At 70.9% G+C, this 26,200-nt stretch carries 19 protein-coding genes; 11 read left to right on the forward strand and 8 right to left on the reverse strand.

Features of this window, described 5'->3' with window-relative positions:
* Nucleotides 1-58: 58 nt before the first annotated feature.
* Entirely contained in the window at nucleotides 59-1,297 is a 1,239-nt protein-coding gene (locus HEP85_RS34435) for an MFS transporter (RefSeq protein WP_369657965.1), read from the reverse strand.
* Nucleotides 1,298-1,365: 68 nt separating this feature from the next.
* Between HEP85_RS34435 and HEP85_RS34440 the strand changes: the two genes are divergently transcribed.
* The 3 genes from HEP85_RS34440 (at nucleotide 1,366) to HEP85_RS34450 (ending at nucleotide 4,289) form a co-directional block, all read left to right on the forward strand.
* Entirely contained in the window at nucleotides 1,366-1,953 is a 588-nt protein-coding gene (locus tag HEP85_RS34440) for a CGNR zinc finger domain-containing protein (protein WP_248002187.1), read from the forward strand.
* Between the two features lie 977 nt (nucleotides 1,954-2,930).
* A complete protein-coding gene (locus tag HEP85_RS34445; RefSeq protein WP_329292252.1) occupies nucleotides 2,931-3,644 on the forward strand; it encodes a hypothetical protein in 714 nt (237 codons plus the stop codon).
* A gap of 159 nt (nucleotides 3,645-3,803) precedes the next feature.
* A complete protein-coding gene (locus HEP85_RS34450; RefSeq protein WP_168531430.1) occupies nucleotides 3,804-4,289 on the forward strand; it encodes a hypothetical protein in 486 nt (161 codons plus the stop codon).
* Here HEP85_RS34450 and HEP85_RS34455 read toward each other — a convergent pair.
* Nucleotides 4,267-4,857: an NAD(P)H-dependent oxidoreductase gene (locus HEP85_RS34455; protein WP_168531431.1), complete on the reverse strand. Its 591-nt coding sequence runs from the start codon at nucleotides 4,855-4,857 to the stop codon at nucleotides 4,267-4,269. The two genes, HEP85_RS34450 and HEP85_RS34455, sit on opposite strands and share 23 nt — an antisense overlap.
* 70 nt (nucleotides 4,858-4,927) lie before the next feature.
* Here HEP85_RS34455 and HEP85_RS34460 point away from each other — a divergent pair, with 70 nt between their 5' ends.
* Entirely contained in the window at nucleotides 4,928-5,911 is a 984-nt protein-coding gene (locus tag HEP85_RS34460; protein ID WP_248002189.1) for a GlxA family transcriptional regulator, read from the forward strand.
* Nucleotides 5,912-6,477: 566 nt separating this feature from the next.
* Here HEP85_RS34460 and HEP85_RS34465 read toward each other — a convergent pair.
* Nucleotides 6,478-7,110, reverse strand: a complete 633-nt coding sequence (locus HEP85_RS34465; RefSeq protein ID WP_168531432.1) for a TetR/AcrR family transcriptional regulator — start codon at nucleotides 7,108-7,110, stop codon at nucleotides 6,478-6,480.
* Between the two features lie 115 nt (nucleotides 7,111-7,225).
* On the opposite strand from HEP85_RS34465, the gene HEP85_RS34470 reads away from it, so the two are divergent.
* Complete coding sequence (locus HEP85_RS34470) at nucleotides 7,226-8,140, forward strand: NmrA family NAD(P)-binding protein (protein WP_168531433.1); 915 nt, start codon at nucleotides 7,226-7,228, stop codon at nucleotides 8,138-8,140.
* A gap of 148 nt (nucleotides 8,141-8,288) precedes the next feature.
* Here the strand turns inward: HEP85_RS34470 and HEP85_RS34475 are convergent, their stop codons facing one another.
* From HEP85_RS34475 to HEP85_RS34485, 3 genes are all read right to left on the reverse strand, one after another.
* Nucleotides 8,289-10,376: a SpoIIE family protein phosphatase gene (locus tag HEP85_RS34475; RefSeq protein WP_168531434.1), complete on the reverse strand. Its 2,088-nt coding sequence runs from the start codon at nucleotides 10,374-10,376 to the stop codon at nucleotides 8,289-8,291.
* Nucleotides 10,377-10,939: 563 nt separating this feature from the next.
* Nucleotides 10,940-12,112 carry an alanine--tRNA ligase-related protein gene (locus tag HEP85_RS34480; protein ID WP_168531435.1) on the reverse strand — a complete coding sequence of 391 codons (1,173 nt, stop codon included), beginning with the start codon at nucleotides 12,110-12,112 and terminating at the stop codon, nucleotides 10,940-10,942.
* 363 nt (nucleotides 12,113-12,475) lie between these two features.
* On the reverse strand, nucleotides 12,476-13,312 hold the full coding sequence (locus HEP85_RS34485) for an SAM-dependent methyltransferase (protein WP_168531436.1): 837 nt from the start codon (nucleotides 13,310-13,312) through the stop codon (nucleotides 12,476-12,478).
* A gap of 161 nt (nucleotides 13,313-13,473) precedes the next feature.
* Here HEP85_RS34485 and HEP85_RS34490 point away from each other — a divergent pair, with 161 nt between their 5' ends.
* On the forward strand, nucleotides 13,474-13,713 hold the full coding sequence (locus tag HEP85_RS34490; protein ID WP_168531437.1) for a hypothetical protein: 240 nt from the start codon (nucleotides 13,474-13,476) through the stop codon (nucleotides 13,711-13,713).
* A 78-nt stretch (nucleotides 13,714-13,791) separates the two neighbouring features.
* On the opposite strand, the gene HEP85_RS34495 is transcribed toward HEP85_RS34490, so the two are convergent.
* Both HEP85_RS34495 and HEP85_RS34500 read right to left on the reverse strand, forming a co-directional pair.
* Entirely contained in the window at nucleotides 13,792-14,277 is a 486-nt protein-coding gene (locus HEP85_RS34495; RefSeq protein ID WP_168531438.1) for a MarR family winged helix-turn-helix transcriptional regulator, read from the reverse strand.
* Nucleotides 14,278-14,434: 157 nt separating this feature from the next.
* Nucleotides 14,435-18,517 carry a discoidin domain-containing protein gene (locus HEP85_RS34500; RefSeq protein WP_168531439.1) on the reverse strand — a complete coding sequence of 1,361 codons (4,083 nt, stop codon included), beginning with the start codon at nucleotides 18,515-18,517 and terminating at the stop codon, nucleotides 14,435-14,437.
* A gap of 352 nt (nucleotides 18,518-18,869) precedes the next feature.
* Between HEP85_RS34500 and HEP85_RS34505 the strand changes: the two genes are divergently transcribed.
* The 5 genes from HEP85_RS34505 to HEP85_RS34525 are packed head-to-tail and all read left to right on the forward strand — an operon-like array spanning nucleotide 18,870 to nucleotide 26,166.
* Nucleotides 18,870-20,948: a glycoside hydrolase family 27 protein gene (locus HEP85_RS34505; RefSeq protein ID WP_365769831.1), complete on the forward strand. Its 2,079-nt coding sequence runs from the start codon at nucleotides 18,870-18,872 to the stop codon at nucleotides 20,946-20,948.
* A 35-nt stretch (nucleotides 20,949-20,983) separates the two neighbouring features.
* On the forward strand, nucleotides 20,984-22,267 hold the full coding sequence (locus tag HEP85_RS34510) for an ABC transporter substrate-binding protein (RefSeq protein ID WP_168531440.1): 1,284 nt from the start codon (nucleotides 20,984-20,986) through the stop codon (nucleotides 22,265-22,267).
* Nucleotide 22,268: 1 nt separating this feature from the next.
* Nucleotides 22,269-23,207, forward strand: a complete 939-nt coding sequence (locus tag HEP85_RS34515; protein WP_168531441.1) for a carbohydrate ABC transporter permease — start codon at nucleotides 22,269-22,271, stop codon at nucleotides 23,205-23,207.
* A complete protein-coding gene (locus HEP85_RS34520; RefSeq protein WP_168531442.1) occupies nucleotides 23,207-24,064 on the forward strand; it encodes a carbohydrate ABC transporter permease in 858 nt (285 codons plus the stop codon). Before HEP85_RS34515 ends, HEP85_RS34520 begins: the two co-directional genes overlap by 1 nt.
* Entirely contained in the window at nucleotides 24,061-26,166 is a 2,106-nt protein-coding gene (locus HEP85_RS34525) for an alpha-galactosidase (protein WP_168531443.1), read from the forward strand. Before HEP85_RS34520 ends, HEP85_RS34525 begins: the two co-directional genes overlap by 4 nt.
* Nucleotides 26,167-26,200 lie beyond the last annotated feature (34 nt).

The raw sequence follows: 26,200 nt of genomic DNA on the forward strand, positions 1-26,200 counted from the left end.
GCCCACCCGTCCGAGGGACGCGGGAAGGCGGCCGCCGGTGTCCGTACGCCCGCACGGGTCAGTGAGCCGACCCGTGCGTCAACTCGGTCGCCGCCGAACGAAGTTCATCGTGCGTACCGGGGAGGGCGGCGGCCCGGACCAAGACGGGTTGCAGGGCCGCGAGCAGCAGGCAGACGAACGCCGTCGCACTCCACAGGCCCGCTGGTCCGGCGTGTTCGAGCAGTTGCGTCCCCGCCAGGGGGGCGGCGACACCCGCGATGCCCCAGCTGGTGCCGTAGACCGCCAGGTAGCGCCCGGTGCCGCCGGGCGGGGCCAGGCTCGCCACGACCGCGTGGGCGCGGCCGACGAGGAGCAGGTCTCCCACGCTCCACACCACGGTGGACGTCAGGTGGGCGAGCAGGCTGTGCGCGAACGCGTACCCGGCCAGTCCCAGCGCCAGCAACAGGTGACCGACGGTCAAGGCGACGGGCGCGGAGAGGGCGGCGAGCCGCCTCCACCTCATCAGCGGCTGTCCCGCGGTGATGGTGAGTGCGGAGGCGGTGAACAACAGGCCGGCGTCGGCGGGGCGCAGTCCTTCGTGGTCCAAGGCGAGCGGGAGCGTGATCATGATCTGGAGGTAGACCACGGCGAACGACGTCCCGGCCGCGAGCATGCGGAGCAGCGCGCGGTCGCGCCACGGGGCGATGGAGGACCTCTGATCGGTGGCCGCTGCCGCGACGCGACGGTCCGCGGGGAGGAACAGGCGCACGGCGAGGGCGCAGAGCAGGCACGTGAAGGCGTCGACGACGAACAGCCGGCGCAAGTCCCAGTGGCCCACCCCCGCCGCCAGAAGTCCCGCGCCCATGCCGGCCGCGGCCAGCGCCGCGTTCAGCAGGCCGTAGGCGCGGACCTGTTCGTCCGGCGCCACGACGTCGGCGATCATCGCCTGGCTCGGTGGTTCGTAGATCTCGAAGACGAGGCCCAGCAGCACGGCGCAGCAGACAGCGGTCGCCAGGCTGTCGGCGGCGGCGAGCCCCAGTTGTGCCACCGCGCACCCGGTCAGGCCCAGCACGATCGTGCGGCGCCGGCCGATCCGGTCGGCCAGTCGTCCGCCGGCCAGGCGGGAGGGGATCGTGGCGACGCCGAAGGCGGCACTCACGCATCCGGCGACGGCGGCGCTGGCCCCGAACCCCGTCGTGATGAGCACGGTGAGGAACGAGAGGGAGAACGCTCCCAGCCGGTTCACCGCTCGCGCCACGACCAGCAGCCGCACCGCTCGCGGCAACCGTGTCCCGCCCCGCACCAGATCCCACCTCACTCTCGTAACCGACGAATCGGCTATCGTCGGTGATGCATGAACCGGCATGGACGTTAGAAGAGGAAGGAGTGACCAGTCAAGTGATGTTCGATGGTCACGTAGTGACGCTGCTCGATGTGGCTGTCTCGCTCGTGAACGTGCTGACCGACGGCGCCCGGCAAGGCCGTCCCTACACCGCCCCGCGGGGTGACCGGCTCCCCGGGGCCGTTCACGACGCGCTGCCGCCGGCCCCCGGCCGCGCCGCGGTCGAGCCGGAGCACGCGACCTACCTCGCGCAGACGGCCGAACGGATGCGAGAGGTGTTCGACGCCGTCGACGCCGGCCGCACCGACCGGGCCGCCGAGCTCGTGAACGCCCTGCTGCGCACCACCGGGGCCCGTCCTCAACTCGACCGCGTCGACGGTGAGCCCTGGCAGGTTCACTTCCACGGTGCCGACGACAGCCTCTCCGTGGGATGGAGCGCCGGATGCGCCACCGCCCTCGCCCTGGCCATCGGCAGCGACCTCGCCGGACGCCTCGGGGTCTGCGCGGCACCGCGATGTGACCGCGTCTACGTCGACAACTCCCGTAACGCGGTGCGCCACTTCTGTTCGGACGCGTGCCGCGGCCGCGTCAAGGCGGCGGCCTTCCGCTCCCGCCGGGCCGCGCAGGACTGAGGCCTGACGCGCGGGCGGCCGTTCGTGGTCGAGCGGGTCCGCGTCGCCGCGAGGGCGCCACGGGATCCCGCCCGGAGGACGGTGTCCTGGTCGGCCTGGACGGTGGCGAGCACGTCCCGTATCCGGGGTGACCGGTTGGCGCCGAGGCCGGCGACAGTCCACCAGCAGCCGACGCCCCGTGCTGTCGGTGAGACCCAGCCGTCCGATGTACAGGCGCTCGGCGCCCCTGTGAGAGACCCATAATCCGAAAAGGCCGATGCGCTTCGTTAATCTCCCCTTTCCGTGGCTTCCGACTTCGGCCGGTGATTCTGCGGCCTGAAGGGGACCTTGCCGCGAGCCCCCGACGGTGCGCTTTATCTTGAGAGTGGCAAGGGACGTACATCTCCCCTGCCTTTTCGTTTGCCGTGGACGGGGACTCCTCGCGGGACGGCGACGCGCCGCGTACGGCGGTTCCGGCGGCCGGGGACGGTCGACAGGAGACGGGGTCGGGCGTCACGTGCCCTCCGCCCCGGGGCCGCCGTCGCCGCCGGACCGTCACCTCTCCTCTTCGCTTGGCGCCCCGTCAGCTCCTCTCCTCCTCGCGTGGCGTCCCGTCGCCCGTTCGCCTCGCTTGGCGCCGCGTCAGCTCTCCTCCTCGGGCGGTGCCGTCCGCCGCCGAACCCCCTGACGTCGGGTGACCAGGCGGCGACCCACCGGTTCGTGGCGTGTCGACCCTGTCGGCGTCGGGACGGCGGCGGGCGCCGGAGGTTCCTCGTACGCGGTCCGACGAAGCGTCAAGTGCGTCCGTTCGAGGCGGCTTTGGATACTCGGCCAGTGTGCTCTGAGCTGCGGAAACGGGTGTCGTACCCCCAATTGGCCGACTTCTGCTGCGTCTCCGGCGTGCCTGATATTACATATAAAGAGATTATCGGTTCATTCAGTCAGATATTGGCTGATTGGTCGACGACTCAGAGATCTCAGAGATTGGGAAGAGCCTCATGATCACGCGCAAAATTGCCATGACAGCAGGCGCGGCAGCAGCCGCGGCGCTCGTCGCCACGGGCGTCACCTACGCCTCGGCCCCCGAGGTCCCCTCGGCTGCCGCGGCCACCCCCACCGTCAACCAGGCCGCCCCCACGGGCGGTGACAGCGGGCAGGCGAAGGGCAACGGAGCCACCGCGGGCAACGGGGCCGGCGGAGCTGTGGCCGGCAACGGAGGAGACAGCGGCCGTGGCGGCGACAACGGCGGCGGTGGCGGCCGTGGTGGCGACAATGGTGGCGGTGGCGGCCGTGGTGGCGACAACGGTGGCGGTGGCGGCCGTGGCGGCGACGACGGTGGCGGCCGTGGCGGCGACGACGACGGTGGCCGTGGTGGCGACGACGACGGTGGCGGCCGTGACGGCGGCGGCCGCGGTGGCCGTGGGTACGAAGGGCGGATCGACTTCAACGAGCGGTCGTACTCCGCCCAGAGCTGGGGCTGCATCACCGTGGTGAGCGGTCTCGGTTCGCGTAGCTTCAACGTCCGCAACGACAGCCACCGGACCGTCGAGGTCTTCCGCGGCGCCACCTGCGACAACGGTTCGCCCGTCGCCACGGTCGGCCCCTGGAGCACCACCAACGGCGTCGTGTCCCACTTCGTCCACGGTGGCGTGAAGGTCCGCGACGGCGTCGTGGGCAGCTTCCGGGTGGTCCGGGACCGTCACGGCTGGTAACAACAGCAACGCCCGCACATCACGGAGGACCCGGCCCGCTGCAATAGTGCCGGGTCCTCCGGCATGGGTGGCGCGAGCGCCGAATCCGTTCACGCCCTCGCCGTTGAGGCGACGGGCGCGCTCGTGGATGCTGGCGAGGTGGACGAGGCGAGCGCATTCATGCTGAGACAGCTCCGGGCACTGGATCCCGCGGTGCGCGCGGACGTCCTGCGTGTCCTGGACCGGGTGGTCCGGGACCTGCCCGCCCACTGGCGGCGCCGCAAGGGGGTGCCTCGGCTGATGGTGTTCCTCGACGGCCCGGCGGACGTGCGAGTGGAGAGGATCACTTTCAGGGAGATGTCCCGGCACGGCTACCTCGACGAGTTCAGCCGCTGGTCCGCGTCCGTCCCGGCGGCACGGGCCGAGGACCACGGGTGTGCCGCACTGGTGTACGGGGACCGTATCCACGCGAGGATCAACCGGATCGGTCCCTTCGGCTCGGCCTGGCACCTTCCGGACACCCGCGTCGACGTCCGCACCGTCCATCGGGAACTGCGCATCAGCCCCACCTTCTCGCTCCCTTTCGAGACCGAAGGCCGGCTCTTCCCGCGGCTCGTCTTCCCGGCGTGGGTGAGCGACACCCTCACCCGCGCACGGCAGGGCTGACCGGAGGCCATGCGGCCAGGCCCTGGTGGGGGAGGGGGCCGGTGATGAGCAGCCTTCGGTACCGCTCGGTGTGCTCGGCCAGTTCGTCGTCGCTGACGCCGCGTGCGTCGTGGAGGACGAGCGGCCGGCCGAAGGTCATGCCCATGCGGTGAGCGGTCTGTTCCAGCGGCCGCAGCAGTTCGGTCATGGTGAAGCGGTGGAAGGCGCCGGGCCGGTAGGCGTCGGCGACCCCGCCCGTCGACGTGACGACCAGCAGCGTCTTGCCGGTGAGCAGTCCGCGGGTGTCGTAGGCGAAGCCGCGGGTCATGACCTCGTCCAGCCACTGCTTGAGAAAGCCGGGCACGGAGTACCAGTGCAGGGGGAACTGCAGCACGATCACCTCGTTGTCGCTGACCAGACGCTGTTCGGCCGCGATGTCGAGGCGCCGGTCGGGATAGACGGCGTGCGGGTCGTGCAGGGTGACATGGTCCAGGCCGCGGGCGGCACCGGCCATGGCCTGGTTGATCCGCGACCGGGCGAGGTCCGGGTGGCCGAGCAGGACGAGGGTACGGGGGGACAGGTCGGTCATGGTGTTCTCTCTCGGTTCGGTGCTTCGTCGGATTCACTGCCCGGGGCGCTTAGCCTGAGGTGGGGTCGTCGTGGAGAGGCTGGAGCCGATGCCGCAGCAGCAGGACGCCGAACGCCGGGTCGCGATCCTGGCCTTCGAGGGCGTCACGTTGATCGACGTGGCGGGCCCCGCGGACGTCTTCAGCCATGCGGGCCGGTACGGGCCGGGCTACGAGGTGAGCGTGGTGTCGCCGGACGGCACGGACGTACGGACCTCGACCGGGCTCACGCTGCACGTCGAGTCCGCCGCGGCGGACATCGGTCCCGCGCACACCGTGCTGGTGCCCGGGGCGTACGGCATGGTGGACCACCCTTTCGACCCCGCCCTGGTGGAAGCGGTCCGGCGGCTGACGGCCGGGGCGGAGCGGATCGCGTCGGTGTGCACGGGGGCGTTCCTGCTGGCCGAGGTGGGACTGCTCGACGGACGCAGGGCCACGACGCACTGGCGGCAGGCGAAGGAGTTCGCCCGCCGCTACGAGCGGGTCGCGGTGGAGGCGGACGCCCTCTATGTGCGTGACGGCACCATCCTGACCTCGGCGGGAGTCAGCTCCGGCATCGACCTGGCCCTCGCGATGGTGGAGGACGACCACGGTCCGCGGGTGGCACGGGAGGTGGCCGAGGCCATGGTGGTGTTCATGCAGCGCCCCGGCGGGCTGTCGCAGTTCTCCGCACCGTCCCGCCGCCACGTCGCCCGCGACCACCCGCTGCGGGCACTGCTGGACGCGATCGCGGCCGATCCCGGCCGCGACCACAGCGTCCCGGCCATGGCGGCCATGGCGGCGGTCAGTGTGCGGCAGCTGACCCGCCTGTTCCATGACGAGATCGGAACCACCCCGGCCCGCTACGTCGAGATGGTCCGTCTGGAAACCGCGCAGGCCCAGCTCCAGGCCGGCCACACCGTCGCGGTGGCCGCGGCCCGGAGCGGATTCGGCAGTGCCGAGACCCTCCGCCGGGTGTTCACCAGCCGCCTCGGCATTTCCCCCGCCGCCTACCGCGATCACCTCGGCGTGCCCTGACCGGCGCCGGGGCCACCGGCGCGCCGGCCGCCAGGGCGCGGTTCCCGCCGCTTCTCCCTCGGCGAGGCCCTCGGCGACGAGGTTCTCGGTGACGTACGGCATGACACATCTCCCTGGCCCGCTGTCCTGATCCGTCGGATCCGTCGGATCCGTCGGATCAACCGGATGCACCAGATCCGTCTCGATCCGCGTGATCCGGCGACACATCCGAGCCTGCCCGCCGCCCGCCCCCGGGTGAATGGATCTTTCTGCCAGGAGCACCACACATTCGGCCCGGGGCGCCGTCGTTCCCCGGTCCCGGCAGCCCGGTAGCCCGGCACTCTGGGTGGAAAGGAATGTGCCGCTCACACATGGCGCGCCTGGTTCCGGTCCCCCGGGTGTGCGCTGGGCAGATCGTGCCGAACCGGCATCACCCGTACGTCGACGAGGCGGTTCCGCCCGCCCCGTGGCAGGCCGGTCTGACGGACGGTCGGATCACCACCGTGCCCGTCGGCTACCCGCGTCGCTTCACCCCGACGGGCGGGAACCGACCGCGCTCCCGCCGCCCGCGCCCGGCGCGAGCGCCCTCACAGCCGTCCGGCCTCGACGAGGGCCAGCAGGTCACCGCCGGCCTCCAGAGCGCGGCCGCGGATGGCGTCCGCGTCGGGGACCGGGCCGCCGAGCAGGGCCGCGTCCACGATCTCCGCCTGGAGCAGGGCCGAGAAGACGTGCGCGGCCCGTACGGGGTCGCCGACCCTTGAGCGCAGCTCCGCCGGCCACTGGGACAGGTACCGCGTGAACAGGCCGACGCGGTTTCCGACGATCTCCTGCTGGTAGCGGAGGCCGAGCTCGGGGAAGCGTCCCGCGTCCCGGGCCACCACCCTGAACAGCGCCAACTGCTGCTCGGACAGGATGTGTTCGAGGAGTTCGCGACCCGCCTCCGCGAGGCCTTCCGAAGGCGCCAGCTCCATCCAGGACGGGTCCGCGGTCTGCGCGGCGGTGTCACAGGCCTCCTGGATGACGGCGACGAAGAGATCGCCCTTGCTGTCGAAGTGTCGGTACAGGGTCGTGATGGACACACCCGCGCTCGCGGCGATGCGGTTGACCGAACTTCCGCCGTACCCCTCGTCCAGGAAGGCGGCGAGGGCGGCACTGATGATCGCCTCGCGCTTGCGCGCCATCAGACGTGCCTTGGGGTCGTTCTCCGCCCAGGTGCGCACGGCTCCTCCTCCGGTCTCATGACGACTTGACAGAGCATACGACAGCACTCACTATCGCGTCATGCGAAAGTGATTGCTTTCGTATGACGCGACGCATGAGGTCAAGGAGAGACATATGCCCACCACAGGCGCCCCGCGCGTACTGGTCCTCGGGGCCACCGGCCGCATCGGAACGGCGGTCGTCAGGACGCTGGAGGCGACGCCCGGCCAAGTGGTCCCGGTGCGCGCTTCGCGCAGCAAGGCGACCGTCGAGCAGTGGATCAAGGAGGGAAAGGAGGCGGTCCGCATCGATCTCGATGACCCCGGCACCTTTCCCCGCGCGCTGGAGGGCATCGACCGGGCCTTCCTCATGACCGGCTACACCTCGGCGATGAACCACCAGACCAAGTCCCTGGTGGACGCCGCCGAGGACGCCGGCGTCGGCTTCGTGGTGCACCTGGGCGTCTTCGGCGACGGACGCTCCACCGACCCGCACTTCGCATGGCACGAACTGGTGGAGCGCTACATCGCGGGCTCCCGGCTGGCCTGGGCGCATGTGCACCCGCATGTCTTCATGGAGAACCTGTTGGGCATCAACCGGCTGCGCGACGGCCGGATGGTGTGGCCGATGGGCGACAAGCGGGTCGGCTGGGTCGCCGGTGAGGACATTGCGGCGGTCGTGGCCAAGGTGCTGGCCGAAGGCCCCGAAAGCCACGCGGGCAAGGACTACTACCTGTCCGCCGACCTGCTCAACGGCGCCGAGGTGGCCGAGATCCTCTCCGCCGCCCTCGGGCGGGAGATCCCCGCGCTGGTGCTGACCCCGGACGATCTGCAGCGCATGATCGACGCGGGTCTGGACACCACGCCCGCCGGCATGGACGCCGCGTACGCGGCCAGCACGCTGGTCTGGCTGCGGCAGACCTTCGAGGGACGTATGGACTACTCCGCGCACACCACCGGCACGGTCCAGGACCTGCTCGGCCGCGAACCCGTCCACTTCGGCTCGTGGGTCGCCGCCCACCGTCAGGAACTCCTCGACCAGCTGCGCTGACAGCCGCGTTCCGGTCCCTTGCGCCGACCGACGTCGCGCCGACCTGACTTCGTGCCGACCGACGTCGCGCCGGCCTGACGTCGCACTGGCCGCCGGTCGGTCCGGAAGCGGAGAAGCGGTCCCCGGCCAGGGCATCGCCGCGGGGTCGTCAGGCGGCCGTCAGCGACTGTTCGGCCCAGATGGTCTTGCCGCCGTCCTCGTACCGGGTGCCCCAGTGCCGGGTCATGGAGGCGACCAGGAACAGACCCCGCCCTCCCTCGTCCTGGAGGCGGGCGTGGCGCAGGTGCGGCGCGGTGTCGGCGTCGTCGCTGACCTCCACGGTCAGTGTGCGGTCGAGGATCAGACGCAGCCGGATGGCTCCTTCCGCGTGGCGGATCACGTTGGTGGCGAGTTCGCTCACGACCAGGTCGGTGACGAACACATGGTCCTCAAGACCCCACTGCGCCAGTCGGTCGCGTGTCGCCCGCCGGGCCTCGCGGACCGAGACCGGCTCGGACGGGAAGGTCCAGGTCGCGACGTGGTCCGGCGCGAGGGACCGGGTCCGGGCCACCAGCAGCGCGGCCCCGTCCTCCGGTGCCGTTCCCCGCAGCACCTTGTACGCTGCCGCGTCGCAGATCTCCGCGGGGTCCGCCGAGGCGTCGGCGACCGTCTCGCGCAGCCGGCTGACCCGCTCGTCGGCATCGGCCGGATAGCGGTCCGCGCTGCCGTCCGAGAAGAGGGACAGCAGGCTTCCGGCCGTCAGCTGCGTGGTGCGGAGTTCGTAGGGCACACCACGGCCGAGTGGCTCGCCGCGCGGTACGTCGAGTTCGCTGACCACGCCCTGGGGGCTGGTGACCAGGGGGCTCTCATGGCCCGCCGAGGCCGCCGTGCACCGGCGGGTGACCGGGTCGTACGTGAGATACACGCACGAGGCGGTGAAGGGCGGCCGCGCGTGCAGCAGGGTCAGCGGGTCGGAGTCCTGTTCGCGGGCGAGCCGCTGGGCGACGTCGTCGAGATGGACCAGCAGCTCGTCGGGCGGCAGATCCATGGCGGCCAGCGTGGAGACCGCGGTGCGCAGGCGTCCCATCACGACGGAGGCCAGCAGATCCTCTCCCGGCACGTATCCGATGACCAGGCCGATCCGGCAGCTGGAGAGGCGGAGGACGTCGAACCAGTGCGCGCCGTACCGCCCCGGCATGTAGCAGTGCGACGACTCCACCGCCGCCGTCATCGGCGCCGTCCGCGGCAGCAGGCTGCGCTGAAGCGTGGTCGCGACCGTGTGCTCACGGGTGAAGCGGCGGGCGTTGTCGATACAGAGGGCGGTGCGGGCGGCGAGCTGTGTCGCCAGCGACAGATCCTCCTCGTCGAAGGGTTCGGGGTGCGAACCGGCCCGGTAGAAACTGGCCAGCCCGAGCACGAGCCCGTGCACCGTCAGCGGGGTCACGATGAGTGAGTGCACGCCGGTCCGGCGGATGAACTCGGCGCGCAGCCGGTCGTTGGCCAGCCACCGGCGGGCCGAGACGACCGATTCGACCAGCCGCGGGCGGAGATCGGCCAGCGCCTGGGTGTACGGCGTGGGGATCGCGAAGTGGCTGGTGCTGCCGATCGGGTAGGCGCCGTACTGCCCTTCGCGGGCCTTGAATCCGGCGCGCTTCATCGGCGGCTGGTCGGTGACCGGGCCCACGGGCGCGTCGCCCGCGAACACCGACTCCAGCAGATCGACGGCGATGGCGTCGGCGAAGTCGGGCACCCCGATCTCGGTGAGTTCCTGCGCGGTGCGCGCCGCGTCCAGGGACGATCCGATCCTGGCGCGCGCGATGCTCAGCAGATCCAGTTCCTCCTGCCGGCGGACCTGGTCCGTGACTTCGTGGATCATGGAGGCGGCCCCGATGGACCGGCCGTGCTCCCGCAACGGGTAGCCGGTGACGGCATAGTCGTGCCGATTGCCCGGATCGGCCGCCGGGTACGTCGACACCGGGCGGTCGAACACCGGGGAGGCTTCCGCCATCACCTCGCGGATGATCGGCGACAGCGGGAGCTGGGGGTCCAGGTCCTGAAGGCCGACCCCGATCACCTGGCTCGCGGGCAGGCCTCGCATGGCCAGAACCGCCGGGTTGGCCCGGAGAACGCGAAGGTCCGTGTCGTAGACCTCCAGCCCGGCCCTGGCCTGCTCGAACAAGGCCTTCTCGAAGCCTCTCGCTCCGTTCGACGCGGCGGTGTCGGCCTTCGCGTGATCGTGTCGTTGTCCACGAGACATGATCAACCTCATCTCTCACCGACAAGCCCAGTAAACCCATGTCTGCGCCGGCGCCGCCACCGAGAACGCCGCTCGTCTCGGGCTGCGGCGCGCTCCGGCCGGCACCGCACGGCGCGACGTCAGGACACCCGGGCCAGGTCACGGCCTCTGTCGCGGCGCAGATCCCGGGGGAGAACGGTGATGCGGACCCGAAGCCCCCGCCCCCTCACGCGCAGGTCGCGAAGGTGCGCAGATACGTGTCCCGCCGACGACGGCGAACCCCGAGCGGGCCGGCACGGTCCGTGACGCCGCGTTGTCGAGCGTGGCCGCGGCACGCAGGACGGTCAGCCCGTAGCCGCGGGTAGCCGCGGGCGGCGGGGTCGCACAGCTCCCGCACGGTCCGGGTGGCCGGACCCTGACCCGCGGCACGCTCCGCGATCCGGTACCCGAGCGCGGCGGCGCCGTCCGCCACGTCCACGGGATCGAGGTGGAGCGCTCAGCTCAGGAAGCGCGTCGCAGTCCATGAGGTCGCGCCGTAAGGCCGGTTCCTTCATTTCGGTCCGCACCCGCTCTCATTGCCGCCGTCACTCTTGCCGCAGGCTTGTGACCAGTTCGCGAGGTAGACCGTGGGTGTCGTGGAGGTACTGGTAGTCCTCATCGTTCAGCGAGCCTCGGAACCGGGATCGGGCAAGCACCAGCCGACCTCGTTCAAGGAGCCGACTGAACCGGCTCTCCTCCTCGAGCAGCAGTCGGCGCACGTCGCCGGGATCCACTTCCTGGCGGAAGTGGTCCAGGGTGTGGGAGACCAACTCGTCCGGCAGGTCTCCGAGACCGCGCGACGGATCGTCCCGCCACAGAACGGTGAGTACGCGTCGCAGCAGGCGGCGGAGCACATAGCCCCGTTCACTGTTGGCCGGGCGCACTCCGTCGCCGAGTACCACGATGGCTGAGCGCAGGTGGTCGTAGACCAGGCGCAGCGACGGTTCGTCAAGTGGCCACAGAACCGGCACGATACGGCGCCAGGGGTCGAAGACGTCACACTCGAACACTGACGACTTGCCCCCCAGCAGAGAGGCCAGCCGCTCCAGGCCGAGCCCAGTGTCGACGTTGCGTTGGGGGAGCGGTACGAGGGAACCGTCCTCGAGCCGACGATGGCGCATCATCACGTGGTTCCAGACCTCTACCCAGCGGTCGTCGCGTGTGGGTGTCGACTGGGGTGGGGTGTCACCGCTCCACAGGAAGATCTCCGAGTCGGGGCCGCACGGGCCGACCGGTCCGTTGGACCACCAGTTGTCCTCCACCGTGAGCTCGACGGGAACGCCGCGGTCCTGCCACAACTGCAGGGAAGCGGTGTCTGGCCCGGTCCGGTCGTCGCCGCCGCCGCCGTGGACGGTGGCATGCAGCAAGCCCGGATCGACACCCAGTCCATCGGTGAGCAGCCCGTATCCCCAGTCGAGGCTCAGCGAACCCTCGTAGTCGCCGAGCGACCAGGTGCCGAGCATCTCGAAGACGGTCAGATGGGTGGCATCGCCGACCTCCTCCAGATCCGTGGTGCGCAGACAGCGCTGCACATTGACCAGTCGCCGGCCCAGCGGATGGGGGCGCCCCTCCAGGTACGGGGTGAGCGGATGCATGCCGGAGGTGGTGAACAGCACCGAGTCGCCAGGGGGTGGCAGCAGCGTCGAGCCGGTGATCCGGCGGTGATCACGCTCCTCGAAGTACTCGACGAACGTGCGGACCAGTTTCTCCGTGTTCATGAGGGTGGCTCCTTCGCGTCACAGCGGGGAAGGCACCGGATAACGGGACCACCTGGTCATCGCACCGAGGCAAGAAGCCAAGAACGCCACGGGACCACCGACGGGCCGTTTCCGGTCGCCGGTGGGAAAAGGGAAAGGTCAGACGGCGGCAACCGGCGAGCTGGTCGCTCGCGCGGTCGCGATGATGCTTCGGCCGGTGACGTTCATGCGGGCGACAATAACGCGCCCAGTCCTTTGAGGCACACGAATTTTCCGCCGGAACGTCCTGGCCTCGCGCGGGGGCTGCGGCCCCGGACCGTGTCCGTCGAAGGAGAACGAGCCCTTGGGGGTTTGCTCCGGCCGCCGGTTCAGCCGGTGCCGGTGTCACGCGAGCGTTGCCGCGGCCAGCCAGGAGCGGCCCTCGGTCTGCGGGCCGGGGTTGTAGGCGGGATGGGGTGTGCGACCGAAGCGGGCGGCCACATCGGCGAGTTCGTGCAGGTCGGGCTGCCATCCGTGGCGGTGCAGCCAGGCCGCGGGATCGGTGGGGCCGGTCTGCCACAACCGGGTCAGGCCGGGGCTGATGCGGTCGGTGGCGGCGCGCAGGGACGGTCCGACCTCGAAGTGGTCGAAGGCGAGGGTGCTGCCTGGCGAGCTCAGCCCGCTCACGGTGGCCAGCAGTCGGTCGGAGGCCTGCTCGTCGAGCGAGTACAGGAGGCCCTCGATGAGCCAGGCCGTGGGCAGGTCGTCGCGAAACCCCTCGGAGCGTAAGCGGGCGGCCCAGTCCTCGCGCAGATCGGCGGGTACTGCGCGGCGGGTGGCTGTGTCCAGCCCGGCGTGGTCCTCCATCACCGCGCTCTTGAACCGCAGCACCGGTTCCTGGTCGACGTCGAAGACGGTGGTGCCCGCGGGCCATTCCAGCCGCCAGGGGCGGCTGTCCATGCCGGACGCCACCAGGACGACCTGACGGCATCCCCGTTCGGCCGCCGCGCGGAGATGGTCGTCGAAGAATCGGGTCCTTACGACGGCCTGCGTCCGCATGAGCGTGACGAAGGCCTGGGCCCGATGCCGCGGACCCAGGACGTCCCCGGCCGCCCGCAGGAAGCGCTCGGCGTACGGATCGGTGAACAGGCCCTCCGGGATGCGGTGTTCGGCAGCGCGCAGAGTGGCGACCGCGAACGCGGTACGGCCGATCGCGTCGATGCCGGAGACGTCCCGTTCCATGTGAACCACCTCGGGATCCGAGGCGCGGCGGGAGCACGGCGTGGCCGCCCCGTTCCGCAGCGCCAACCTTCTGTTACGCTAGAGACGGTATCATTCAATACCGTCTCGCTAGATACGCCTACTGCTGACGCGCCCCGCGCACTGCCGGGAAGGTGAGACTCATGCCGGGACCGGCGCTGTACAACTCCGCCTATCACTTCGGCGGCGTCATCGTCCCGCCCGGCTACAAGAATCACGTGATCGACGGCCTCGGCAACCCGTACGGGACCGGCCATGTCACCGGCGAGGACGGCTCCATCGCCGTCGGCGAGGAATCCCTGACCGCCGCCCGCGCCCAGGGCCGGCGTGTGGCGGAGACGGCGGCCGCGCTGAAGGCCGGCTTCGCCGCAAAAGCGAAGTGAAACAGCGAAGTGGAAGAGTGGGACGACGCCTGTTCGTACGGCGCCTGTCCGCTCGGTCGACAGACCGTGCGGACGGGCTCACTCCTCGCCGTCGTCCGGGTGGGTGAACCGGTTGAGCAGGTCCTTCAGCTGCTCGGCCTCGCCTGCCCCCAGATGCGTGACCAGGCGCTCGGCCAGCGGCTCGGCCGCGGCATGGGCCTGGTCGAAGAGCTCCAGGCCCTTCTGCGTGATCTCCACCACCCGTACCCGACGGTCCCCTGGGACCGCCTTGCGCACGGCCAGCCCCTTGCCCTCCAGGTCGTCCACGACGCGCATGATCCCCGCCTTGTCCGACCCCGCCGCCTGGACCAGATCCCGCTGCACGGTCGGGCCGCGGTCGGCCAGCACGATCAGCACCCCGAAGTGCCGCAGCTCGATCCCGAGCGGCCGCAGCGCCTCCGTCATCACCGAGGCCGCCCGCCGGTGCGCCCGGCGCAGCAGCAGCCCGAGTGCGAACGGCGAGGCGTCCCCGGGGCGGTCCGTGGCTCGCGCGGACGTCTTCTCGGACGGGGTGTCGACGGTCATGAGACGGACATTACCAGACAGTCGAATCAATCGATACCGTATCGTTTGAAATCAAATAGCCTGCCACGAGGGGCTCGCGAGAAACTCACGAGGGCCGCAACCGCCGGCATACCCGGCTCGTCCACGGCCCCGCAGGGCCGCGGGCGGGCCGACTGGATCAGTGCGGTGCGAGCGCCGTCACCGCCGGCGCGTTGTACGCCTCCACCCGCAGTTTCGGCCTGCCCGAGCGGAGCGCCCCGGCCGGCCAGGACAGGGTGAGGGTGCGGGACTCGCCGGGCAGCAGCCACAGATAGTTGTCGCTGTACAGGGTCGGCAGTACCCGCTCACCGGTCGCGGAGTCGACGAGCGAGACACGGACCATCGCCGCGACCGAACCGCCCTTGTTGCGCAGCCGCGCGGTGAGTTCGCCGCGGTCGCCCGAGCGGTCCGTGCCGGTGACCTCGGCGGACAGCCTGGTCCGGTCGGCACGGTTCAGCGCCTGCATGGCCTGGGCGGTGCGGTGGCGCCAGTAGGTGTTCTCGGCCAGCAGCCGGCCGCTCGAGTCCTCCAGACGCAGCCGCAGCAGATGGAGATCGGGCAGGTCGTCCGTCCAGCCGGCGGTGAACGCGTCCGCCGTGGCCGACGGAGCGATGTCGACGGACTTCCGCCGCTGGGCGGCCACTTCGCGCCCCGACAGGTCGAGGAACCTGGCGGTGACCGTGGCGCGACGGACCGAGTCCGGGGTGTGGTTGACCGCGATCACCCGGCCGTCCCGCGGATCGGCCTGCACGTGCAGGGCCTCGTTGGCCTTGCGGGCGCCGTAGTAGGCGCCGTTGACATCGAAGTCGTAGTCGTAGGTCTGCCAGACGGTGCTGTACCAGGCGGGGTGCGACATCCACAGCATCAGACCGGTCGCGTCGTCCCACAACTTCGCGTTCCAGGCCTCGAACATGGCCCGGAAGTTCTCGTAGTTGACGAACTGCGCCTTGCGGCAGAAGTCGTCGAGGTCCTTGGCCGTGCCGAGCCGTTCCTCGACGGCCGCCATGTAGTTCTGCGGGGCCTGGTTGCCCCGTGTGCTCCAGTCGTGGAGGTACCAGGCGCCGCCCACCGGCCACTCGGGCTCGTCGCCGACGAGCCGGCGCATGGTCTCCGCCGTCGGCAGTACGGGCATGCCGATCTCGGTGTGGAAGCCGAAGTTGCCACTGCCGTAGGTCGTCGGCGTGTAGTAACGCTCGGGCTCCACCCAGCCGTAGGGGCCGCCGCCCGTCACGATGCCGCCGGCCGAGTTGTTCTGGTACAGCACGTCCGGCGCCTCCGCCAGCACCGCCTTGCGCATGCCGTCGTCGACCGCCCCCGGAGGATTGCCCTCGTTGGCGCCGCACCACACCACGACACAGGGGTGTACGCGGTAGCGCCGCACGGTGTCCTGCGCGGCGTCGAGGAACAGCTGGTGGTTCGGCGGGTCCATGCCCCACGCGTTGGGGAAGTCGTTCCACACGAGCAGCCCGTGTTCGTCGCAACTGGCGAAGAACTCCTCGCGGTTGCTGCACCCGACCCAGTTGCGGATCATGGTGAAGTTCATGTCACGGTGCATCCGGACGGCCGCGTCCATCCGCTCGGCGGGCATCCGGCGCAGCAGTTCGTCCCAGCCCCAGTTGCCGCCGCGGCAGAAGACCCGGACGCCGTTGACGCTGATCTTGAGCGGGTCGATGGAGTTGTCGACGGAGGTGACGTCCGTCCACTTGTCGCCGTCGTCCGACACCTGGATGGTGTACGTCTTCGCGTACGCCTGCTCCCAGGTGATCGCGACCCGGTCGAACCGGACAGCTGAACCGAGGTCGACCTGGATCCACTGCTCGTCCTCGTACGCCGAGGCCCAGCGGGTGTCGGGGTTGCCGTCCACGGCGTTCGAGGGCCCGTTGGAGTCCTGCTCCACGGACGACGCGGTGGCCGTCTTGCGCAGCGCGAGGTCGGTGCCGGCGGCGGTGCTGTCCACGACCGACAGGCCCCAGATCGACGAACCCCAACTACTGGCCCGGGTATGGCAGAGGACCCGCAGGTAGCGCGCGGTCCGCGCCGCGAAGTCCACGTTCTGCAGGCTCGCCGAACCGGAAGTGTGGAACGGCAGCGGAACCGCCGTGTTGTCCACGGCCTTCGCGTCGGTCCACTTGTCGCCGTCGTCGGACACCTGGACCGTGTACGTCTTCGCGTACGCCTGCTCCCAGGTGAGGACCACACGGTCGAACGAGAGGGAGGAACCGAGGTCGACCTGCACCCACTGCTCGTCCTGGAACGCGGAGGACCAACGGGTGCCGGGGTCACCGTCCGTGACGTTGTCGGCGCCGTTGGAGTCGGTGTCGACCGTGGAGGCGGTGGCCGGTCTGCGCAGCGCGAGGTCGGTGTCGGGCGCCGCGCTGTCGGCGACGCTCAGACTCCACAGGGACGAACCCCAGTCCGTGGCCCGGGTGTGGCACGCGATACGCACGTACCGGGCCTTCTGCCGGGCGAGGTCCACCGTCTGCGCGTACGAGTCGCTGCCGGTCTGGAAGACCAGCGGCACCTGGTATTCGTAGCCGAACTGGCGGATGCCGAACCGTGTGGTGCGCCGGTCGCTCTCCTGCCCGTCGACCGAGGCGGCCAGCGTCAGCCTGTGCAGCGCGGCCTCGCCGTAGCCGTTGGGCCACCACAGCTTCGGGTCGCGCAGCCGGAGCCGGGAGAAGTCCGCCGGGCTGAAGACGACGTCGGTGCTCTGGCCGCCGGGGACGGTGACCGTCCGTGTCACGCGTACGTCGTCGAAGGCGGCCGAGACGGTGACGCGTCTGCCGACCGTGTCGGCGTTGCGCACCGGCACGGTGATCGTCAGCTCGGCCGTCCGCGTGTCCGGAAGGTCCGGCAGCCGCGAGTCCACGCGCGGGTCGCCGATGACGGCCGCGCCGGTGGAGCGCAGGCGCACGTGGTTCCAGATACCGGCCGCCCGGTCGCGCACCGCGGGCATCCAGTCCCAGCCGGAAGAGGCCAGATAGGTAGGCGAGTTGCGGTTCATGGTGTTCGCGCCGGCGTCGACGAAGGCGAGACCCTGCGGGCCCTTGTCACCCGGGCTGCCGGGAACCGGCATCGGGCTGATCTTCACGGCGACGGCGTGCTCGCCGTCCCCGAGCAGCTTCGTCACGTCGAAGGCGCCCCGGGCGAACGGGCTCGTGACCGTACCCACGCGGGAGCCGTTGAGCCACACCTCGGCCTCGTGGTTGACGCCGTCGAACTCCAGCCAGACGTGCCGGCCGGTCCCCGTGCGCAGGCCCTTGGGCAGCTTGAACGCGCGGCGGTACCACCAGGAGTGGCGGGAGAGGGCCTCGGGGATGTGCAGGTTGTTCATCCCGGCGACCGGGTCGGGGAGGTGACCGCGGTCCACGAGGGAGGTCAGGACCGTGCCGGGGACCGTCGCGGGCAGCCAACCGCTGGTGTCCACTGAGGGCTTGGACAGTTCGGCGCCGCCCTTGCCCGCCCAGTCGTCCATCGTCAGGTCCCAGCCGGACTCCAGCGGCACGGTGCCGTCCGCGCCGGCCCGCAGCGCCGGGGGCGTGCGGTGGTGGGTGCCCCAGTCGGTCCAGCCGGTCACCGACGGCCGTACGCTGCGGCAGGTCCCGTACACCTGAAGGCCGTTGAGCCCGACAGGGTTCGCGTTGGACCGCTTGTTGACGGTCATGCGTACCCAGCGGGCGGTGGCCGCCTTCTGGAACGGGATCTCCATCACCCCGCCCTTGCCCGCGTCGGTGCGGAACGCGGTGGCCCAGGTGTGGTTGTCACGGGAGGTCTCGACGACGAAGTCGGTCGCGCAACTGGACAGGATCTCCTGGCCGGTGGTGTCCAGCCGGGGGTTGCCACTGGACGAGTCCACGTACGGGGGATCGTCGAGCGTGGCCTCGAAGGTGAGCCGCAAGGACTCCACCTCGCACAGCGCCTGAAGGTCGACGGAGATCCACTGCGGGTCGCCGACCGCGGCACGCCAGCCCGAGTTCCTCACACCGACACCGGTCAGGCCGTCGACGGCGAACTCGGCCGGAGTGGGGGCGTAGTCGGTGGAGGACACCAGCACCGGCCGGTTCGCGGCGAGTTCACCCCGGCTGGAAACAGTGCCCGGCCGGCCGGTGGCGGCCGCCGCGGCTGCCGCGGGCAGGGCCATGCCGGCGCCGAATCCGGCGAGCAGGGTGGAACCGGCCGAGAGAACGGCACGCCGGGAGGGAGGGGAGGACTGATTCGACATGAACCTTGACTCCGATCAGGGATGTCGAAAAAACCGGGCGCTCGACTCGATGAAGGATGACAACGTTGCCAACGCCCATGACAACGTTGCCGAACACTGCCCCGACGCCCACGCCCTGTCAAGGTTTCCGGTAGATGACGGACCACGGCTTCTAGTAAATTAGGAATTAATATTGACAAGGTTTCGGCCGCGGGCCAGAGTCGTCGCCGTGACGCCGAGGCCCACGCCCAGTGCGGCCCGCGTCTCGCCCCTACTGCTTCCCAACCCCCGGGAGTGGCACGTGACTTCGCAAGCACCCGCACCGAGGCCCGGACTCCGGCGCCTCACCCGCCGTAGTGTCGCCACCGCCGCCATGGTGGTCGCCGCGGCGACCACGGCCTCCACCGCCTCCGCGACCTCCTCCGCCCCGCGGGACGTGGGCGCGCCCGCCTCGTACGACAGCGGACTCGCCCCGACCCCCTACATGGGCTGGAACACCTACTACGGTCTGGGCGCGCCCACCGAGAAGGAGGTCCGCTCCGTCGCCGACAAGCTGGTCAGCAGCGGTCTGCGCGACAGCGGCTACGACATCGTCTGGCTCGACGGCGGCTGGCAGGCCGACAACCCGCGTGACGAGCGGGGCCGGTTGGTGGCCAACCCCGAGCGTTTCCCCTCCGGCATACCCGCCCTCGTCTCGTACCTGCACCAGCGCGGCCTGCGCGCGGGCATCTACACCGACGCCGGCACCTACGACGGCGGGAAGAGCTGCGGACTGGGCAGCCGCGGCCACTACGACGACGACGCACGGCAGTTCGCCGGCTGGAAGATCGACGCCATCAAGGTCGACTTCCTCTGCGGCATCGGCGCGAAGCTCGACCCGGGCCCCGCGTACAAGGAACTCAGCGACGCGGTCGCCAAGTCCGGCCGCCGTATGCTGCTGAACCTGTGCAACCCGCTCACGGACGACTGGGGACTGCCGCACACCCCCGAGCAGGACGCCCACAACACGTTCGTCTACGCCCCGGCCATCGCCGACTCCTGGCGCACCGGCACCGACATCGCCTGGGGCACGCCGACCCCGGGCGAGTGGCCCAACATCCTGCGCAACATGGACGCCAACGCCTGGCACCCGGAAGCCCAGGGCCCCGGCCACTGGAACGACCCCGACTACCTCATCCCCATGCGCCCGATGTCCGACGGCACACCGGAGCTGACCGAGGAGGAGTCCACCACCCAGTTCGTGATGTGGGCCGAGATGGCCTCCCCGCTCGTCCTCGGCTCCGACCCACGCACCCTGAACACCTCGATGCTGGCCACCCTCCGCAATCCGGAGATCATCGCCGTCGACCAGGACCGCCTCGGCGTCCAGGGCGTCCGGGTCGCCTCCGACGACACCGGCGACGTGTACAGCAAGGTCCTCTCGGGCCGTGGCGAGCGGGCGGTCGTCCTGCTCAACCGGTCCGACAACCCGGCCCAGCGCACCGTGCGCTTCGCCGACACCGCCCTCGGCGGACCCGTCGCCGTGCGCGACCTGCGCGCCCGCGCCGACCGCGGCGTCCACACCGACTCCTACACGGTCGAAGTCCCCGCCCACGGAACCGCGTTCCTCAAGCTCACCGGCGCGGACGCGCTGCCCGGCGCCGGCCTGGGGGAGCGGACCACCTCCGACCCCGCGATCGCGCGCTCCGGCGACACCGTGCACACCTTCCTGCGCGGCCCCCACGGCACGCTGGTCCAGCACACGGACACCGGCCGCGGCGCACCGCGCACCCGGGACCTCGGCGGTCCGGTGAAGGGCGGCATCCTCGGCCAGCCCGCCGTGCACGCCTCCGCGGACGGCCGTGTCGACGTCTTCGTGCGCGGCGCCGACTCCCGCGCCTACCGGCGGATCTACGCGGGCGGTCACTGGGGCGACTGGCAGAGCCTCGGCGGACGGCTCGGCGACGCGCCCTCGGTGGCGTTCACCGACCCCGGCCACTGGACGCTCGTCGCCCGTGACGGCGAAGGCCGGATCGTCCAGCGCGGCCCGTCCACCGGCTGGACCTCGCTCGGCACCCCCGACGGCCGTGTGACGTACGGCAGGCCGTCCGCGGCGGTCGACTCCACCGGCCGGGTGCACGTCGCCGTACGGACCGCGTCGGACGACATCTGGACCCTCTCCCGGGACGCCTCGGGCCAGTGGTCGGACTGGAGCGCACTCGGCGGCACCGTCAGCGGCAGCCCCACCCTCGTCACCGTCGGCGGCCAGGTGCTCCTGTACGCGCGGGCCGGTGACTACACCCTCTGGCAGCAGCGGTACGAGGCCGGCTCCTGGCAGGGCTGGTCGAAGCGGCAGGAGTTCCCCAGCGCCGCGTTCGACGGAGCGCTCGGAGCCGTCGCGGGTGCGAACGGGACGGTCGACGCGGTCTACCGCGGAGTCGACGGCACCGTGCACCGCACCGCGTTCAAGTAGATCAGCCAACCGTCCTGACCTCGCAGGAGTCTTCCATGACCCACTCACAGACCAGCCGCCGGCGCTTCCTCGCCGGAGCCGGCGCGGCCGGAACCGCCGCGTTGCTCAGCGGTTGCGTGACCTCCACCTCGTCCTCGTCCAAGACCTCGTCCAAGGGTCCAGTCTCCCTGCAGTCCAACCTCTCCGCACCGCAGGCCAAGGCCGCGATGCAGGACCTGGTCGCCGCCTACAAGAAGAAGGGCGGCGTCGACCTCAACACCGTCGCCGCCGAGACGTTCCGGACCCAGCTGCCGACGTACCTCACCTCCGCCAACCCGCCGGACGTCTACACCTGGTACCCCGGCTCGGTCGCGGACGCCTACGCCCGCAAGAACCTCCTGCTCGGTCTCGACGAGGTGTGGACCTCGCCCGACCTGCAGCGCTACTCCAAGGCCCTGCACACGCTGTGCACCTCCAGCAGCGGCAAGAAGGTCTTCGTGCCGACCACCTACTACTGGTGGGGCATGTTCTACCGCAAGTCCAACTTCGCGAAGTGGGGCGTGAGTCCGCCCACCGACTGGGACGGCTTCCTCGACCTGTGCGACAAGCTCAAGTCCAAGGGCGTCGCCCCGATCGGCCTCGGCGCGGGCGGCAACACCGCCTGGGTCGCCTCCGCCTGGTTCGACTACCTCGACATCCGTATCAACGGTGCCCAGTACCACCGCGAACTCCTGGCGGGCAAGCACCGCTTCGACGACCCCGAGGTCCACAAGGTCTTCGACCGCTGGAAGGAGGTCCTCCCGTACTTCGACCCCAGCGGCACCGCCGTCGCCTTCCAGGACGCCACCACCGCACTGCTCAACGGCCGTTCGGGAATGATGCTGATCGGCACGTTCTTCGCCGACGCGGCACCGAAGGACGCGCTGGACGACATCGACTTCTTCCGCTTCCCCGTCATCGACCCCAAGGTCCCGCTCGCCGAAGAGGCGCCCACCGACGGGTACTTCGCCAGCGCCCGCTCCGGCCACCGCGACCAGGTCTTCGACCTGCTGCGCTTCCTGGCCGGCGCCGAGGCCCAGGAGATCTACCTCAAGGGCTCCTCCGGCACCGCGCTGCCGTGCCACCCCGACGCCAAGGACACCGGCACCCCGCTGGTGACCAAGGGCCGCAAGCACGTCGCCGAGGCCGCCGAGATCACCCAGTTCTTCAACCGCGACTCCAGCGACGCCCTCCAGCCCACCGCCGACACCGCCCTGACCAAGTTCATCGCCAAGCCGAAGGAGATCAACAGCATCCTGACGGACTGGCAGCGCGACGCCCAGAAGATCTGGGGAGCGTGACGTGGCCGTCCTCACCACGGCCGCCCGCAAGACGACCCCGGTCCCGACGCCGCCCCGCGGCCGAAGGGCCGGGGGCCCGCGCCGCACCCCTCCGATGGTCCTCGCGTTCGTCCTCGTCCCGCTGCTCGCCGAGGCGGTCTGGGTCTTCTGGCCGGCCCTGCAGGGCTTCTACCTGGCGCTCACCAGCTGGGACGGGGTCTCCGCACCGCGATTCGTGGGCCTCGCCAACTTCCGGGAGATGCTGCACGACGACGTCTTCCGCACCGCGGCCCTCGACACCGTGCTGTGGCTGCTGCTCTTCGGCGGTCTGTCCGCGCTGCTCGGCCTCGGCACCGCCCTGCTGCTCCAGCAGGAGCGCCGCGGCGTGGGCTTCTACCGCGCCGCCCTGTTCCTGCCCGTGGTGTTCTCCCTGGTCGCCACCGCCCTCGTCTGGCAGGCGATCTACCAGCCCGACGGCGTCCTCAACCAGCTCCTCCAGGCCGTCGGTCTCGGCAGCCTGCGCCACGCCTGGCTCGCCGACCAGGACACGGCCCTGTACGCCGTCATCGTGCCCGCCCTGTGGCGCCAGATCGGCTACGTCATGGTGCTCTACCTGGCCGGCCTCAAGGGCATCGACCCCGCCCTGTACGAAGCGGCCAAGGTCGACGGCGCCGGACGCTGGCAGGCCTTCCGCCATGTGACGCTCCCTCAGCTCCGCAGCGTCAACGCGGTCGTCCTGTCCGTCATCGTCATCGACTCGCTGCGCTCCTTCGACGTGGTGTGGTCCCTCACCCGCGGCGGCCCGTACCACTCCTCGGAACTGCTGAGCACCTACATGTACTCCACCGCCTTCCAGTCCCTGCGGCTCGGCTACGGCTCCGCCCTGGCCGTCGTCATCTTCGTGCTGGCCTTCGGAGTGATCGCCTCCTACCTCGTGCGCGCCTTCCGGGAGGCGGACTGATGACGACCTCGCACACCTCCGACGCCGCCCTGCGCCGACGCCGCCTGTCCACCGCCGGATTCCACGCCGGCGCCGGGGCCCTGTCCCTGCTGTGGCTGCTGCCGATCGCCCTGGTCCTGGTCACCAGTCTGCGGTCCTTCGACGACATCGCCGCGCACGGGCTGGGCAGTTGGCCCCAGTCCTTCACCCTCGGCAACTTCCGGCAGGCCTGGGTCGACGGCGGCCAGCAGCGTGCCCTCATCAACAGCCTGCTCGTGACGGTCCCCTGTGTCCTGGTGACCCTCGCGCTGGCCGCGATGGCCGCGTTCGGACTCAGCCGCTACGAGATGCCCTTCCGCCGCTCGCTGCTCCTGCTCATGCTCGGCGGCAACCTGCTGCCCCCGCAGATCCTGCTGATCCCGGTCTCCAAACTCAGCGAACTCATGGGCCTGTACGACACCCTGCCCGCGCTGATCGGCGTGCAGATCGGCTTCGGCGTCGGCTTCTACGTCTTCGTGCTGCACGGCTTCATGCGGTCCATCCCCGCCGAGATCCAGCAGGCGGCGGTCGTCGACGGCGCAAGCCCCTGGCAGATCTTCTGGCGGATCATCCTCCCCCTCACCCGCCCCGCCCTCGCCGCGCTCAGTGCCCTGTCCTTCACCTGGATCTTCAACGACCTGCTGTGGGCGATCACCGTCCTGCGCACCGACACCCGGATGCCCATCACCGCGGCCCTCATCGGACTCCAGGGGCAGTACGTGTCCATGTGGAACGTGATCGCTGCCGGCTCCGTCATCGCCGCCGCACCGACGGTGGCCGTCTTCCTCCGTTTCCAGCGCCACTTCGTGGCCGGACTCAACCTCGGAGCAGTGAAGTGACGCCGTACGAGCGCTGGACCCTGCGCACCGAGAACACCAGTTACACCGTGCGGCTGTCGCCCGACGGACCCTGGGCCGAACTGGACGCCTGGGGCCCGCACGGGGCCGAGGACGGGCCCTCGGCCCTCGACTGGTCGCACCGCACCCACTTCATCACCCCGGCCGACGCCGCCCCCGCCGAGTACCTGCCGTACGGACAAAGGCCCTTCACCGGTGCCGACCTGATCGCCGGCCGCCCCGGACGGGAACGCGGCGTCTGGTGGGAGTTCACCGGAGCGGAGGAGGACACCGGCACCCTCCGGCTGACCTTCACCGACGATCTCCTCGGCCTGCGCACCACGCTGTGCTACGCCGTCGTGCCGGGCACCGACGTCCTGCACCGCTGGACCGAACTCACCTGCACCGGCGCGGAGGAGCTGCGCCTTGAGCGCTTCGACTCCGGCGCCGTCAACGTGCCGGTGACCTCCGGCGCCCGGCTCACCTACCTCACCGGACAGTGGTCGCAGGAGTTCCAGCACACCGAACTCGCCCTCACCCGGGGCACCTTCACCATGGGCAGCACCCAGGGCACCCCCGGGCACGCCTACGCGCCCTGGCTCGCCGTCCAGGACCTCGCCACGGACGACGCGCCGGCCTACGGCCTCGCCCTGGAGTGGGCCGGCAACTGGCACATCACCGCGGAGGCCGAACCCGGCGGCGCCGTCCGGGTCCGCGCCGGACGCGTGCCGCACGAGGGCGCCGTACTCCTCGCCCCCGGCGCGACCCTCACCACGCCTCGCCTCGCCTGCGCGTTCAGCGCGGACGGACTCGACGGCCTCTCCCGCGTCTGGCACCGCTACGAGCGCCACCTCGGCGGAGAGCGGCTGCACCGCCCCCGCAAGGTCCTCTACAACTCGTGGGAGGCGACCGGCTTCGACGTCGAGGCGGCCGGACAGCTCGAACTCGCCAAGTCCGCGGCCGACATGGGCGTGGAACTGTTCGTCGTGGACGACGGCTGGTTCACCGGCCGCGCGGACGACACGGCCGGCCTCGGCGACTGGTATCCCGATCCCACCGCCTTCCCGGGAGGCTTCGACCGGTTCGTCGAGGACGTCCGCGCGCTCGGCATGGACTTCGGCCTGTGGATCGAACCCGAGGCCGTCAGCCCCGGCAGCCGGCTGCTGGCCGAACACCCCGACTGGGCCTACCGGATCGACGGCCGTCCCGCCCGCCTGGTCCGCAACCAACTGCTCCTGGACCTCGGCCGCGCGGACGTGCAGGACTTCGTCGTCGCCACCCTGGACCGACTGCTCGGCGAGCACCGGATCGACTACCTCAAGTGGGACATGAACCGGCCGCCCACCGAACGCGGCCGGCCCGGCGCCACCCCCGCGGAACGCCTCGACCTGGACGCCGCCCACGTCCACGGATACCTGCGTGTCCTCGACCACCTGCGCACCGCCCACCCCCATGTGACCGTCGAGGGCTGCGCGGGCGGCGGAGGCCGGATCGACCACACGACCCTCGCCCGCACCGACGTCGTCTGGCCCAGCGACAACACCGCGCCCCTGGACCGGCTCGCCATCCAGTACGGCTTCCTGCACGCCCACGCCCCGCACGTGATGAGCTCCTGGGTCACCGACGCCCCCGGAGTCTTCGACCCCCGCCCGCGCAGCCTCGCCTTCCGCTTCGTCACCGCGATGTGCGGCGTCCTCGGCATCGGCGCCGACCTGCGCACCTGGTCCCCGCGGCAACGTGCCGAGGCCGCCGGGTGGATCGCCCGCTACAAGGAGGTACGCGACGTGATCCACCACGGCGAGACCCACCTTCTCGGCAGCCCGGACGACGCCACCTGCGGAGTCCAGTACGACGGCCCGGACGGCCGGACCGTCGTCGCCGCCCTGAACACCGGCCGTCTGGACGGCGCCCCCCTGGTGCCCGGCCGTCCCGCCCGGCTGCGCCCGCGCGGCCTCGATCCGGACGCCCGCTACCGCGACGAGGCCTCCGGCGCCACCTACGGCGGCGCCCACCTCCTGCACTACGGGCTGCCGTTCGCCTGGACCGCCGATCACGACGCCGAACTGGTCGTGCTGACCCGCCATCCGGGCCGGCGACCGGCGTAGGTTCGACCCACCCCGCCCCATGGGCACGTACTCC

It is taken from the genome of Streptomyces sp. RPA4-2, assembly GCF_012273515.2.
GTDB lineage: Bacteria > Actinomycetota > Actinomycetes > Streptomycetales > Streptomycetaceae > Streptomyces > Streptomyces kaempferi.